This window comes from Acidimicrobiales bacterium, assembly GCA_035533095.1.
Classification (GTDB): Bacteria; Actinomycetota; Acidimicrobiia; order Acidimicrobiales; family Palsa-688; genus DATLUM01.
The window spans coordinates 1-14,029 of the sequence record DATLUM010000004.1; the positions used below are offsets into that span (position 1 = coordinate 1).

Annotated in this window: 14 protein-coding genes; 8 read left to right on the forward strand and 6 right to left on the reverse strand. The window is 67.7% G+C overall.

The window, feature by feature from the left end; genetic code table 11:
- Positions 1–283 precede the first annotated feature (283 nt).
- The 5 genes from VNF71_00425 to VNF71_00445 all read left to right on the forward strand — a co-directional run bounded on the left by VNF71_00425 (position 284) and on the right by VNF71_00445 (position 5,649).
- On the forward strand, positions 284–991 hold the full coding sequence (locus tag VNF71_00425; protein ID HVA73012.1) for an HAD family hydrolase: 708 nt from the start codon (positions 284–286) through the stop codon (positions 989–991).
- Between the two features lie 42 nt (positions 992–1,033).
- Positions 1,034–1,393, forward strand: coding sequence for a DUF488 family protein (locus VNF71_00430; protein ID HVA73013.1), 360 nt, complete (start codon positions 1,034–1,036; stop codon positions 1,391–1,393).
- On the forward strand, positions 1,386–2,141 hold the full coding sequence (locus VNF71_00435; GenBank protein HVA73014.1) for an HAD-IA family hydrolase: 756 nt from the start codon (positions 1,386–1,388) through the stop codon (positions 2,139–2,141). Before VNF71_00430 ends, VNF71_00435 begins: the two co-directional genes overlap by 8 nt.
- Positions 2,138–4,534 (forward strand): glycoside hydrolase family 65 protein, encoded by a 2,397-nt coding sequence (locus tag VNF71_00440; GenBank protein ID HVA73015.1) that lies wholly within the window; start codon positions 2,138–2,140, stop codon positions 4,532–4,534. Before VNF71_00435 ends, VNF71_00440 begins: the two co-directional genes overlap by 4 nt.
- 74 nt (positions 4,535–4,608) lie before the next feature.
- Positions 4,609–5,649 (forward strand): C40 family peptidase, encoded by a 1,041-nt coding sequence (locus VNF71_00445; GenBank protein ID HVA73016.1) that lies wholly within the window; start codon positions 4,609–4,611, stop codon positions 5,647–5,649.
- Here the strand turns inward: VNF71_00445 and VNF71_00450 are convergent.
- The gene (locus VNF71_00450) at positions 5,637–6,752 is read right to left on the reverse strand and encodes an NDMA-dependent alcohol dehydrogenase (protein ID HVA73017.1); all 1,116 of its coding nucleotides are present in this window, start codon (positions 6,750–6,752) and stop codon (positions 5,637–5,639) included. The genes VNF71_00445 and VNF71_00450 overlap by 13 nt on opposite strands.
- A gap of 187 nt (positions 6,753–6,939) precedes the next feature.
- On the reverse strand, positions 6,940–7,746 hold the full coding sequence (locus VNF71_00455; GenBank protein HVA73018.1) for a mycofactocin-coupled SDR family oxidoreductase: 807 nt from the start codon (positions 7,744–7,746) through the stop codon (positions 6,940–6,942).
- Between the two features lie 60 nt (positions 7,747–7,806).
- Between VNF71_00455 and VNF71_00460 the strand changes: the two genes are divergently transcribed.
- Positions 7,807–8,313: a MarR family transcriptional regulator gene (locus VNF71_00460; protein HVA73019.1), complete on the forward strand. Its 507-nt coding sequence runs from the start codon at positions 7,807–7,809 to the stop codon at positions 8,311–8,313.
- Here the strand turns inward: VNF71_00460 and VNF71_00465 are convergent.
- From VNF71_00465 to VNF71_00480, 4 genes are read right to left on the reverse strand one after another with little or no spacing between them, the layout of a single operon-like run.
- Positions 8,300–9,061: a thiamine pyrophosphate-dependent enzyme gene (locus VNF71_00465; protein ID HVA73020.1), complete on the reverse strand. Its 762-nt coding sequence runs from the start codon at positions 9,059–9,061 to the stop codon at positions 8,300–8,302. The two genes, VNF71_00460 and VNF71_00465, sit on opposite strands and share 14 nt — an antisense overlap.
- Positions 9,058–10,137, reverse strand: a complete 1,080-nt coding sequence (locus tag VNF71_00470; GenBank protein ID HVA73021.1) for a transketolase C-terminal domain-containing protein — start codon at positions 10,135–10,137, stop codon at positions 9,058–9,060. Before VNF71_00470 ends, VNF71_00465 begins: the two co-directional genes overlap by 4 nt.
- Positions 10,137–10,382, reverse strand: coding sequence for a 4Fe-4S dicluster domain-containing protein (locus tag VNF71_00475; GenBank protein ID HVA73022.1), 246 nt, complete (start codon positions 10,380–10,382; stop codon positions 10,137–10,139). The genes VNF71_00470 and VNF71_00475 overlap by 1 nt, the downstream gene beginning before the upstream one ends.
- Positions 10,379–10,948, reverse strand: a complete 570-nt coding sequence (locus tag VNF71_00480; protein HVA73023.1) for a 2-oxoacid:acceptor oxidoreductase family protein — start codon at positions 10,946–10,948, stop codon at positions 10,379–10,381. The genes VNF71_00475 and VNF71_00480 overlap by 4 nt, the downstream gene beginning before the upstream one ends.
- 68 nt (positions 10,949–11,016) lie before the next feature.
- Between VNF71_00480 and VNF71_00485 the strand changes: the two genes are divergently transcribed.
- Both VNF71_00485 and VNF71_00490 read left to right on the forward strand, forming a co-directional pair.
- Positions 11,017–12,507 (forward strand): class I adenylate-forming enzyme family protein, encoded by a 1,491-nt coding sequence (locus VNF71_00485; GenBank protein HVA73024.1) that lies wholly within the window; start codon positions 11,017–11,019, stop codon positions 12,505–12,507.
- A 302-nt stretch (positions 12,508–12,809) separates the two neighbouring features.
- Entirely contained in the window at positions 12,810–14,021 is a 1,212-nt protein-coding gene (locus VNF71_00490) for an amidohydrolase family protein (GenBank protein HVA73025.1), read from the forward strand.
- Positions 14,022–14,029 lie beyond the last annotated feature (8 nt).

A 14,029-nucleotide genomic window follows, 5' to 3' on the forward strand; every position in this document is an offset into this window, starting at 1 on the left:
TGTGAGGCGGCTACCAGACGGCCATTGGATACATGAGGTGTGCCCCCCGATCTCGGCGGGCTGACGGCGCACTGTGGACGGCGGCAAGGCCCTATGTGGGTTCCCAGGAGCCATGATTGTCTCAGCACTAATCAAGCGCGGCCGAGACGTAGCGTCGACGCCATGCGCGACGGTGCGCACGGCGCTGCTCTCATCCCACGGCCCAACCGTCTGGGCAGACGGTCACCACGACGTGGAGGGGTACGACTGAGATGACCGAGGCGCAAAGGCTTCGGAGGCCACGATGAAAAAGAGCCATGACGAGGCCAAGACCGCCGAGGCGATGGTCGTGCTGTTCGACGTGGACGAGACCTTGGTTCATACCGGCGGGTCGGGGGCGCGCTGCTGGAAAGCGGCATTCCAGAAGCTGTACGACATCCCCGCGGATATCGGCGAGCACAGCTCGGCCGGCGAGACCGACCCACAGGTGGCCCGGGCCACGTTCAAAGGAGTCATCGGCCGTGACCCCAGCGCGGACGAGCTCGGCAAGCTCTACGCCGCCTACCTGCTGCACCTGGCCGACGACATCTGGAAATCCGAGGGCTACCGCGTGCTCGCCGGCGCGGAGGAGACCCTGGTGCACCTGGGGCAGGCCGGGGTCATGCTCGGACTGGTGTCTGGTGCCATGGAAGGCGCAGCACGGACCAAGCTCGCTCCCGCCAACCTCAACCGATTCTTCATCTTCGGTGCCTACGGCTCGGACTCGCCCGACCGGGCCGAGCTGACCCGCCTGGCCATCGAAAAGGCCACCCGCTTACACGAGAAGCTCACACCGGCCCATGTGTACGTCGTAGGCGACACCCCCCACGACATGGAGGCGACCAAGGCGGCAGGGGCCGTGCCGGTGGGAGTAGCTAGCGGCCACTACTCCGCCAACGAGCTGAGAGCGGCCGGCGCCGCCCACGTGCTGGTGTCCCTCGAAGAGCCGTTCCCCGGCTTATCCGGGAGCTGACCGGGGCGGGCATGAACGTGAACGATCCCAAGGAGGTTCGCGATGGCGAAGAAGGAGGTAAGGGTACGCCGGGTCTACGACACGCCGGCGCCCGCAGATGGGGCCCGGGTGCTGGTCGACCGGATCTGGCCGCGGGGGTTGACCAAGGACAAGGCCCATCTCGACGAGTGGTGCAAGGAGGTGGCACCTTCGACCGAGCTGCGAAAGTGGTATAGCCACGACCCCTCGCGGTTCGAGGAGTTCACCCGCCGCTACCACGCCGAGCTGAAACAACGCGCGCGATCCGACACTCTGGCCCACCTGCGACAGCTGGCGAAGGACCGGACGCTGACCTTGCTTACCGCCACCAAGCAGCCCGACATCAGCGAGGCCGAGGTACTCGCCCGGATGCTCCGTGAGTGACCATGCGCTCGGCCTTCCAACCCGGATAGAGGCGTGCCTGTTCGACCTCGATGGTGTCCTCACCCAGACGGCGAAGGTCCATGCGGCCGCGTGGAAGGAGATGTTCGACGCCTTCCTCGAGGCCCGGGCCGAGAAGACCCGCGAAGCCTTCTTGGCTTTCGACCCCGTCGGCGACTACGACGCCTACGTGGACGGCAAGCCCCGCGCCGACGGCACCCGCTCGTTCCTCGCCTCCCGAGGCATCGAACTGCCCGAGGGAAGCCCCGGCGACCCGCCCGGCGCCGAGACGATACTTGGCCTGGGCAACGCCAAGAACGAGATCGTCCTTCGCCGGCTCCGCAGCGACGGCGTCGAAGCGTATGAGGGGTCGATTCGCTACGTCAGGGCCGTCCGGGGCGCCGGGCTGCGCCCGGCGGTGGTCTCGTCCAGCACCAACTGTGCCGACGTGCTAGTGGCCGCCGGCATCGACGACCTCTTCGACGCGCGTATCGACGGCGTGACCGCGGAGCGCGACCACTTGGCCGGCAAGCCCGCCCCCGACCTGTTCCTCGCGGGAGCCCGGGCCCTCGGGGTCGACCCGGGCGACGCCGCGGTCTTCGAGGATGCCCTGGCCGGAGTGGCAGCGGGCCGGGCAGGGCGGTTCGGCTTCGTGGTCGGCGTCGACCGGGCTGGCCAGGCGGCTGAGCTAAGAGCCCACGGTGCGGACGTCGTCGTGCGCGACCTGGCCGAACTGATGGAGTCCTCATGATCAGCCACCCCGCCTTCAGGGTCGAGCCGTGGTGCCTGCGGGCGACCGAGCTCGACCTGTCGGTCCTCGCACAGGGCGAGTCGGTGTTCGCCCTGGCCAACGGGCACATCGGCTGGCGCGGCAACCTGGACGAGGGAGAGCCGCACGGCCTGCCCGGCTCCTACCTCAACGGCGTCTACGAGTTGCGCCCACTCCCGTACGGGGAACCCGGCTACGGGAACCCGGAGTCCGACCAGACCGCCATCAATGTGACCAACGGCAAGCTCATCCGCCTGCTGGTCGACGACGAGCCTTTCGACGTCCGCTACGGCGAGCTTCGCTCCCATGAACGCTGCCTCGACTTCCGGGCCGGCGTGCTGGAGCGCGCCGCGGAGTGGGCGTCGCCGGCCGGTTCCGCGGTGCGGGTCCGCTCGACCCGGCTTGTGTCGTTCGTGCAACGGTCGGTCGCGGCCATCTGCTACGAGGTCGAGGCCCTCGACGGGCCGCTGCGGGTGGTCGTGCAGTCCGAGCTGGTGGCCAACGAGCAGCTCCCCTCGCCTGACGGCGACCCTCGGGTGGCGGCCGCGCTCGAGGCGCCCCTGGTGGAACAAGAGCACGCCGCCAAAGCCGCCCGGGCGGGGCTCGTGCACTCCACGCGGCGAAGCGGTCTGTGCGTCGCGGCGGTGATGGATCACGTCGTCGACGGGCCGGCGGGAACCCACGTGAGCTCCGAAAGCTTCCCCCACCTCGGCCGTACGACCATCACCGCCGAGATCGCACCGGGACAGCCGCTGCGCCTGGTCAAGTTCGTCGCCTACGGCTGGTCCGCGTCCCGGTCGATACCGGCTGTGCGCGACCAGGCCGACGCTGCGCTCGCCGGGGCGGTCCAGAGCGGCTGGGAAGGCCTGCTCGCCGATCAGCGGGCCTACCTCGACGCCTTCTGGGAGCGCGCTGACGTCGAGCTCGACGGCGACGCCGGGATACAGCAGGCGGTGCGGTTCTCGCTGTTCCACGTGCTGCAGGCCGGCGCCCGGGCCGAGGGCAGAGCGATCGCCGCCAAAGGCCTGACCGGCACCGGCTACGACGGGCACTGCTTCTGGGACACCGAAGCCTTCGTGCTGCCGATGCTCACCCACATCGCCCCCGAGACCGTCGCCCACGCCTTGCGCTGGCGCCACTCCACCCTGGCTTTGGCCACCGAGCGCGCCAGGCAGCTCGGGCTCGCGGGCGCGGCCTTCCCGTGGCGGACCATCCAGGGCGAAGAGTGCTCCAGTTACTGGCCGGCCAGCACGGCCGCGTTCCACGTCAACGCCGACATCGCCGACGCCGTCATCCGATACCTCGACACCACCGACGACAAGGCCTTCGAGCGTTCCGTGGGCCTCGAGCTGCTAACTGAGACGGCACGGCTGTGGTGCTCCCTTGGGCATCGCGACGCCCAGGGCCGGTTCCGGATCGACGGCGTCACCGGGCCTGACGAGTACAGCGCCATCGCCGACAACAACGTCTACACCAACCTCATGGCCCAGCAGAACCTGCGCGCCGCCGCCGAGATCGCCGGCCGCCACCGCGACCGGGCAACCGAGCTCGGCATCGACGAGGCAGAAACGACCGGATGGCGTGAGGCGGCCGAGGCCATGTACATCCCCTACGACGAGAGACTCGGGGTCCACCCCCAGGCCGAGGGGTTCACCAACCACCAGCTCTGGGACTTCGCCGCCACCACGGCTGAGCAGTACCCGCTCCTGTTGCACTTCGCCTACTTCGACCTGTACCGCAAGCAGGTGGTCAAGCAAGCGGATCTGGTCCTGGCCATGCACCGCCGCGGCGACGCGTTCACCGCCGAGCAGAAAGCCCGCAACTTCGCGTACTACGAAGCCGTCACTGTCCGGGACTCCTCGCTTTCTGCATGCACCCAGGCGGTGATCGCCGCCGAGGTCGGCCACGTCCAACTGGCCTATGACTACCTGGCTGAGGCGGCCCTCATGGACCTCGAGAACTTGGAGCACAACACCCGCGATGGCCTGCACATAGCCTCACTCGCCGGCAGCTGGACCGCCCTGGTGGCCGGTCTGGCCGGCATGCGCGATCGGGGCGGCACCTTGAGCTTCGCTCCCCGGCTTCCTGAGCAACTGTCCAGGCTTGCATTCAGGATCTCCGTGCGCCGGCGACGCCTGGCCGTAGACATACGGGCCGCGGCCGCCACGTACACCCTGCTCGACGGGGAGCCGATGACCGTCGCCCACCACGGCCAGCCGCTTGCCGTCTCGCTCAACAATCCCGTCGTGTGCCAGATCCCTGATGCGGCTGTGGCGTCGCCGGCGCCTACACAACCACCGGGGCGTCGCCCCGCCCGGCGACACCCAACTGAGGGTAGCGAAGGAGCAAAAGGATGCGAACGATCATCGAACTGACCGGCACAAATCCCCATCAACTAGCGCCCGGGGGATATCCGGCGCCGGCCTGAGGGGCTACTTTCGAGCCAGCGATGCGGCGTTTGGCAGCGATCGTCGCTCTCCTCGGCGGGTTCGTGTCGGTGGTAGAGGCGTGCGGAGGCAGCGCATCGCGCCCGGTGTCGGTGCACAAGGCCGTGTCCGCGCCACCGGCCGCCACCCAGTCGGCAGGACCGACTAGCGCGGCGCGCCACACCTTCATAGAGGAGCGGGTCGGGCAGGGAAGGCAGGCCTGGGTCGCGGTGCCGGTGGCGACGCTGTGGAACCAGCCGGGCTTCACTCGGCCCGTGGACCGATTGGTCGTCCAGGCGCAACCCGCGGTCGCCGATTGGCTTTCCTCGATGGACACCTCGAGCAAGCTCGAACTCGACTACACGATGGCGACCCAGGCGCTCCTCGATGAACCCCTCACGGTCGTCGAGATCTCCGGTGACTGGGCGGACGTACTGGTCCAGGATCAGACCGGCAGTGTGTATACCGACGGCGTGGAAGGTTGGATGCCGCTGTCGCAGATCACGTTCGACGCGCCGCCCGCTACCGGTGCGTACGCGACCGTGTCCCAGCCTATAGCCGGCGCCGGCGATCCGTCCCTCTCGTACGGGACGCGGCTGCCGATTCTCTCGTCCACCCCCGGCGGTTACGTCGTATGGACTCCTTACGGCAAGCGCTTCCTGCCGGGTAACGAAGCGAGGCCTGCACCGCCGCCGATAACACCGCAAGCGGTTCTCGGGGAAGCCGAGAAGTTCCTCGGTCTCCCCTACCTGTGGGCGGGCACGTCGGGTTACGGGTTCGACTGCTCGGGCCTCACTTATGCCATCTACCGCCAGTTCGGCATTACCCTCGCCCGCGACGCCGGCGACCAGGCGTCCGAAGGTCGCCCCGTCGCGAGAGACCAGCTCCGGCCCGGAGACCTGATGTTCTTCGCTTCCGGAGGCCAGATCCATCACGTCGGCATTTACGCGGGCAACGGCCTCATGCTGCACGCTCCGCAGACCGGCAGCGTGGTGCAGGAGATCAAGATCTGGTCCTCGCCTTTGGCGAGCCAGTACGAGGGCGCTCGGCGCTACTTCGGGTAGACGAGCACGCCGCGGATGTTGCGGCCTGCCCGCATGTCCGCGTAGCCCTCGTTGATGCCGTCGAGCGGGTAGGTGCGCGTCACCATCCCGTCCAGATCGATCTGACCTTGCTTGTAGAGGTCCACGAGACGGGGAATGTCGGCCCGGGGGTTCGCGGAACCGTAAAGACAGCCGACGATCTCCTTCTCCATGAACATCAGGTCGACCATGCTCAGCTTCACGTCGGTCTCGAAGGCGTTGTGCACGTTGGTCATGACCGCGCGTCCCCGCTTGGCGACCAGCGCCATCATCGGCGCGACCAGTTCGCCCTTGCCGACTCCCATCGTCGCGATCACCTTGTGGCACATGCGGCCCCAGGTCTCTTCCTGGATCAGCGGGAAGGCCTCGGTGATGGAAGCGGCTGTGTGAGTCGCTCCGAATCGCATCGCCGACTCACGCTTCAACGGCTCGGGGTCGATCGCGAAGATCCGCTTGGCTCCGGCCAGGCTGGCTCCCTGCACGGCGGCTGACCCGAGGCCTCCGACCCCGACGACGGCCACGTCCTCACCCGGCCGCACGTCGGCCCGGTACACCGCCGATCCCCATCCGGTTGTGAAGCCGCACCCGAGCAGGCACGCGAGGTCGAGCGGGATGTAGGGGTCAATCTTGATGAAGGAAGCCTCGTTGGCGACGGTCCAGTGTGCGAAGGTGCCGACCATGCACATGGCCCGGAGGTCCTGACCGCCGGCGCGATGCCGTGAGGTGCCGTCGGTGATCTGCAAGCCGTCCGGGAGGAGCGCTCCCAGGTCGCAGAGGTTCTGGTGGCCGCTGCTGCACGACGGGCAACGACCGCACGCCGGGAGGAAGCTGGTCACCACGTGATCGCCGGGCGAAAGTGCGGTCACGCCGGGGCCGACAGCCTCCACGACGCCGGCGCCCTCATGGCCGCCGACCATCGGCAAGGGCATCGGAGAGTCACCGGTGACGACGTGCTCGTCCGAGTGGCACATGCCCGACGCGGCGAGCCGGACCAGCACCTCGCCTTCCTTGGGGCCGTCCAGGTCGATCCGCTCGATCTTCCACTCCGTGCCGATCTCCCACAACACCGCGGCATCGGTCTGCATCCGGTCCCTCCCCGTCACCGGCCCGTGCAATCACCGGGCCGCCCGAAGATGCTACGCCCTGCGATCCTCCCGCGGACCATCCGCATTCGCCGTAGGCGCTTAGTCGGAGATCGTTGGAGTGACCATTACGACCAGGGATAGTCGCTTGGCGATCTGCATGACTACCCAAAACCGGAAGGCTGAATCGTCAGCGGTTGAGCGTGCCCATGTCGACGGGCACCTGCACACCGGTGATGTATTTGCTCTCGTCGGATGCGAGGAACGCGACGGCGTTGGATACAGCCTCGGGTTCCATCATGAAGTACGGCAGGCTGGTCATGAACACCGGACCGAGCGTGTCGGAGAATCGGTTGATGAGATCGGGCAGCGTGGGGCCGTCGTTCATCTTGGTGTTCACCGCGGCCGGGTGGACGGAGTTGACGCGTATGCGGTGGGCGCCGAGCTCGTTGGCGAGGGCACGGGACAGTCCAACCGCTCCGTGCTTGGCCGCGACATAGTGACCGACGAACGGCGTCCCGCTCAGACCAGCGACGGAGCTCACAATGATGATCGACCCGCCGCTCCCCTGCTCGATCATCGCCGGGACCGTCGCCTTGATCGTGTGCCAGACCCCCGTCAGGTTGGTGTCGATCATGTCCTGCCACTGCTCCTCGGAAAGCTCCCATAGCAGGCCCGCTGTCAGGATCCCGGCGTTGGCGACGACGACATCGATCCGGCCGAACGCCTCGAGGGTCGCGGCGACGGCCTTCTGCAGGTCGGCGAGGATCCGAACGTCACCCCGAAGGCCGATCATCGACTGACCCTGTGCTTCGACCAGCCGTACGGTCTCGGCGAGATCGTCGGGTGTCGCGGGCTCGTACTCCACCTGCAGCGGCGCGCAGATGTCGACCCCAGCGATCCGTGCGCCCTCGGCCGCCAAACGGACCGCGTGCGAGCGCCCCTGCCCCCTGGCGGCTCCCGTGATCAAGGCCACCTTCCCGTCAAGCCGTCCCATCGGGCGAAAGTTACCAGACAGATCCTTGACCGAAGTCAACGACCCGCTACCGTGGGTCCCGTGCCGACCGGCCCGCTGGACTCGAAGGATCTCCTGGACCCCAAGGACGGTGTCACGGCCGCGATCCAGGCCCTGTTCCGGCTGGAGGGCAGCCGGCGGATCCACCAGCAACTCGCTTCGGCCGCAGGGGTGTCGATATCGCAGCAGGGCTTGCGGCTGCTCGGCAGGATCGTCGAGGAAGGTCCCACGTCGCCGGGTCAGCTGGCGTCGATGCTGGATCTCGACCCGGCTGTGGTGACCAGGTTGCTGAGGCAGCTGGAGGAATCCGGGTGGGTGTCGCGCAACCGGAGCAGCGAAGACGGGCGGGTGACCGTCGTCGAAGTCACCGGTCCGGGCGCAGAGACCTTCGACAGGATGCGCGAGGTGATCTGGCGCCACATGCGCCGCGCTCTGTCGGAATGGCCGGTCGAGGATGTTGAAAGGCTGTCGTCTTTGCTGGGACGGCTGGTCGAGGACGTGCAGCAGCGGCCGTACCCGAGCCTGACCGAGCCGGTCAGCTCCCCTTGAGCGCGCCGATCGGGAATGTCTTCTCGAAGGTGTCCTCGATGTAGCCGGGACCCTCGAGGGTCGGGAGGAACCAGCCGGTCGGGCACATGGTGAGCACCTCCACAAACGTGAATCCCTCACCTGCGGCCGAGAGCTCGAACGCCCGCTTGATGTAGCGCTTCGTCTTCGCGATCGAGCCGGCGTTGTTGACGGCACCGCGCGCGACGTAGACAGCTCCGGGCAGGGCGGCGACGAGCTCGGCGACGGGCACGGGGTAACCGTGGTCGCCGGGATCTCGTCCGTCGAGACTCGTCTTGGTGCGCTGGCCGAGGACCGACGCGGCGGTCATCTGGCCGCCGGTGTCTCCGAAGACGCCGTTGTTGAGCATGATCGTTGTGATCCGTTCGCCGCGTGCCGCGGCGTGGAGGACCTCGGCGAGGCCTTCGCTCGCGACGTCGCCGTCTCCTTGGATGGTGAAGACCGCAGCGCCGGGCCGGACTCTCTTGATGCCGGTGGCGACCGCCGGCGCCCGGCCGTGGAGGCACTGCAGGAAGTCGATGTCTGCCAGGGAGACGATGTTGGTGTAGCAGCCGTGGCCGACGACCCCGATCGCGCGGCGCTGAAGGTCCAGGTCGGATATCGCCTCGAGCATCAGCCGCCACGCGACGGGGTGACCGCAACCGGGGCAGAGATGGTGCTCGCCGGATATCTGCAAGGGCGCCAATGCTTCGGCGACCTTCCTCCCTGCAGGGACGGGGGGGGTCGTCATGTGAGGGCTCCTTGCGCGATCAGGTCCGTGACACGGTCGCGGATCCACCCTACGGAGAGGATCTCGCCCTGGCGCATCCCGGAGAAGTCGATGCTCACCCTGCCGACCGGCACGACGGGGATTCGCCCGCCGATCGACAGCCTCACGTCGTCGATCATCTGGCCGGCGTTGACTTCGAATACGAGAACACGCGACGCGTTGCGCGCCGCCTCTGCGAGTGCGGACTCCGGGAACGGCCAGAGGGTGATGGGCCTGAAACAGCCGACCCTCGTCCCCTTGTCGCGCAGCTCGCCGACGACCTGTTCGACGAAGGGCGCGGCGGTGCCGAAGGAGACGATCACTGTGTCGGCATCCTCGCAGGAAAAAGACTCCGACCGCTGCTCCGCTCTCGCCATCTCCTCGAACTTGGTCGCGATGTGCTGCCAGTGGAGGTCCGGTCCCGGGCCGGGATTGTCAGCCTTGCCCATGGCCCAGGTCCAGATCTGGCGCGACCTGCCGGTGCCACCGAGGGAGCCGTCCAGAGCCCAGTCCTTCGGCGGCAGGGCGCCCAAGCTGAGCGGCTCGACGTCGACGCTCATGTAGGTGTGGGAAATGAGGTAATCGCCGTACATGGTGACCGGTGCACGGTAGAGGTCGGCCAGGTGGAACAGCAGCTGGGTGTGCTCGACCGCTTCGGCCACGTCCTTGGGTGCGAGGCACAGCGTCCGGTAGTCGCCCCAACCGCCGCCGCGCGTGGCCTGGAAGTAGTCCTGCTGGCCGCGGGCCATGTTGAACACCACGAAGGGCACCTCGTTGAGCGCGGCTTCGGCGATCGCCTCCTGCATGAGAGCGATGCCCTGGCCGCAGGACCCGGTGGCGGAGCGGGCGCCGGCGGCTCCGGCCCCGAGCGCCATGTTGACCGCCTCGATCTCGCTCTCGGCATTCATGCAGACCCCACCGGCTGACGGCATGCGGCGGGCCATGGCTTCGAGAAGCTCGGTGAACGGGAGCATCGGGTAGCCGGCGAAGAAACGGCAGCCCGCCATTATCGCCGCGTGGGCTACGGCGTCGCTGCCCTGAAGAAGGCGAGGTGACATCAGAGTTGCTCGCTCACCGGAGTGTCGAAGCGGAACACCTCGAAGCAGTAGTCCGGGCAGACGTCGCGGCAGGCTCGGCACGCCGTGCACCCGGGCGATAGCAGGGGGAACCGGTATCCGGTCGCGTTGACGGCTTCGGACATCGACAGGACCCCAGGGCGACAAGCGGTTATGCAGAGCTCGCAACCCTTGCATCGTTCGGTGTCGATGGTGACGGTGCCCCTCGAGACCACCGTCTCGCTCACGCGGCGACCTCGGACCAGGCGGGATGGGACGCAGGGGTCGCGTCGGCCCCAGCGCGTATCGCGGCCTCGTTGGCCGCGATGTGCTGTGTGCGGTACGGCGGCACGAGTTCGCGCATCGCTTCAACGAGTGAGTCCGTGCCCACAATGCCGGTTGCGGTCGCGTACGCGCCCAGCAGCACGAAACCGGCTGCCATCGGTGCCCCGATTTCCCCTGCTATGTCCCCGGCCGCGATCCCGACGATCCCGCCTGGGCCCGCGGTGATGTCGGGAGCGATCGTGGTGTTCACGACGGCCACACCGCCTTGGCGCAGGCGAGGGGCCACTCCCGGCCAGTACCGGCCGTGCATGACCATCGCCGACCATGCCGTCTCGAGGATCGGCACGGCCCGCAGCCCGCGGTCTGCCACCACGACGGACGCCTCGGTTTGGCCACCCCGCATCTCGCCCCCGTAGTGCGAGCTCATCATCACCTGGCGACCCTCGGCGGTGGCGGCCATTGCAAGCGTCTTTGCGGCGAGCTGCACGCCCTGGCCCCCTATACCCGTGAGGATCACCTCGCGTTGCACGACGCGACCCTACCACCCGCACCCCTCCCAACTGAAACCTGGTTCCAGTCGCGCGCTACCCTCCTCGCGTGGAGCTTCTCATCGGAGATCTTCTCGCTTCGGCCGCCACCCTGGATCCACATGGCATCGCGGCCACACTCGGCGAACGCGAGGTCACCTTCGCCGACCTCGACGCATCTGCCGACCTGCTCGCCGCCGCGCTTGCCGCTGCTGGAGTCGGGCGCGGTGACATCGTCGCCTGGTGGTCGCCACCCAGCCTCACATCGATTGCCGGCTTCGCCGCATCGGCGCGCGTGGGCGCGGTGTTCGCGTCACTCAACCCCGCGTTCAGCGACACCGAGGCAAGTTCCGCTCTCGACTACCTCCAACCGCGCCTGCTCGTCGCCGGCGAGGGACTGGCGGAGAGGGCATCGGCGGTCTTCACTGGGGTATCGGTGGTGATCGACGCCGATGGGCGCTCTCCCCTGCCCTCGCTCGTGACGCTGGCGCAACAGGCGCAAGGGGCTCTCGCCCCAGTGAACCTGGACGGCTCCGACCCGCACATCGTGTACCTGACCAGCGGGACAACCGGCGCACCCAAAGGGGTCGTGGTGAGCCACAGCGCCTCCTGGCTGAGGGCTTTCCCCGGAGGGTCCACCTTTGCCGACGGGCTGCGCGGAGACGGCGGGATCCTCGCGGCCTTTCCACTCTTCCACTACGGCGGCTGGCACTACGTCCTCGAATCGTGGCACCACCGGTGCGCGTTCCACGCGTGCGACCGTTTCGACGGCGAGACGCTTGCCTCCGTCGCGTCGCGCCGGCGACCGTCGGCCATGTACTGCATACCCGCCGTTTGGGAGCGCGTCCTGGAGAGCGCGAAGGGAGAAGAGCTCTCATCAATCCTCCACGCGGACACGGGAACCTCGGCCGCTCCGCCTGACCTGCTTGCACGGCTAAAGGAGCGGATGCCACTAGCGACCACCTCGGTCCTCTACGGGTCGACCGAAGGCGGCCACCACACCACACTGCTCGACCGCGACATCCCTGACCACCCCGGGAGCGTGGGCCGCGCGGCCCCCCCGGGGATCATCCGTGTCGACGGCACGGGCGAGGTCCTCTACCGGAGCCCGACTGTAATGACGGGATACCTCAACCGCGCCGAGGAGACCGAAGCCGCGCTTCGCGACGGCTGGTACCACACAGGTGACCTGGGCGTGATGGACGAGCGCGGGTATCTGTACATAACAGGCAGAGTGCGCGAGGTCATACGAACCGGCGGCGAGACGGTGTCCCCGGCAGAGGTCGAAGCGGCGCTGCGGGGGTACCCCGGCATCGAGGACGTCGCGGTGGTGGGCATCGCCGATCGCACATGGGGTGAGACCGTGACAGCGGCCGTCGTGTGCGCACCCGGGCACGCCGTCCCCGCCGTCGGCGATCTCCGTGACCACATCGGAGCAAGGCTTGCGCCGTACAAGCACCCTCGAGCCGTCGTGGCGGTCGAACGGATCCCGCGGACGCCGGCGACGGGCCAGGTGCAGAGAACCCTGCTTCGCGACCTGCTGGCCGAGGATCGGACCTAGCCCAGGCAGACCACGAGCCCGGCCGGGATGGCGGGTGGGGCTCCCGGGGCCGGGCTCGCTGCTGGCGGCCAGAGTTGTTGTGACTACGTGCCGCTACTGTCACCATACCCCTGCGCCCCCGTTAAAACGCATCGACTTCGGCAACTGTGTCGCGGCGTCCGAACATGGAAGACGGTTGCACTGGCAAAAGCCGCTCGGGAGGCTGGCCCCGGGCCCAAAACTGTAATATGCTTCTACTACCACTCGCCGGTGATCGACCGTCGAGGCCGCGCTGACCGAAGCTGGGAGGGCCAGGAGAGACGATGCCATCCACCGCCGACCGCTACACGATCATCTCCGCTGACACCCACACAGGTGGAAGCCACGCACAGTACCGGGACTACCTGGATCCCGCCTTCCGCGAGGAGTTCGACGAGTGGCGCGGCCGCTACCGAAACCCTTACAAGGACCTCAAGGACACGGACCTCAGGATCCGCAACTGGGACAGCGAGCGGCGCTGGGCCGATCAGGAACGCGACGGTGTAGTGGCGGAGGTGCTGTTCCCCAACACCATCCCTCCGTTCTTTCCGAGCTTCGTTCTGTTCGCGACCCAACCCTCAGCGGAGGACTACACGCGCAGACGCGCAGGAGTCCATGCCCACAACCGCTGGTGCGCCGACTTCGTGGCCGAATACCCCGAGCGGCGGGCCGGCATCGGCCAGATCTTCCTCAACGACATCGACGACGCGATCGAAGACGTCCGCTGGATCAAGGAACACGGGTTGCGCGGCGGTGTTCTCCTGCCGAACATCCCACCGGACGTGAAGTGGATCAAGCCGCTGCACCATCCCGACTACGACCCTCTGTGGGCGGTGTGCCAGGACCTGGATATCCCGATTTCGAGCCACGGAGGGACCGGCACCCCCGAGTACGCGAAGACGCCGTCGTCTGCTGTGCTGATGATCGCCGAGGTGCCGTTCTACTCGCAGAGGCCGTTCCAGCAGCTGCTCGTCGGTGGAGTGTTCGAGCGGTTCCCGCGGATCCGGTTCGTCATGACCGAGACCGGCTGTTCCTGGATCCCGCCGCTCCTGCGCCGTCTCGACGACCTGCTCGAGCGCATCCGTGTCAACAAGGCGGTCGGTGAGCTGCGCTTCAGCGACGACATGATCCTTCCCCTTTCGGCGACCGAGTACTTCCACCGCAACTGCTGGGTGGGAGTGAGCCAGCCCACACCTTCGGACGCCATCGCTCTCATGCAGCTAGGCGGGGACCACTTCATGTGGGGCAGCGACTACCCCCACGACGAAGGCACCCATCCCTACACACGCGAGCATCTCCGCCAGCTGTTCCACGACAAGCCGGAGGAAGATCTGCGGGCCTTCCTGGGCGGCAACGCAGCGAAGTTCTACGACTTCGACATGGACGCCCTGGCACCACTCGCCGCCAAGTACGGACCCACGGTCGACGAGCTCTCGACTCCGCTGGACAAGCTGCCCGAGCACCCCAACGAGGCACTTCTGCGGGCCGCGGTCTAGCTCAGCCA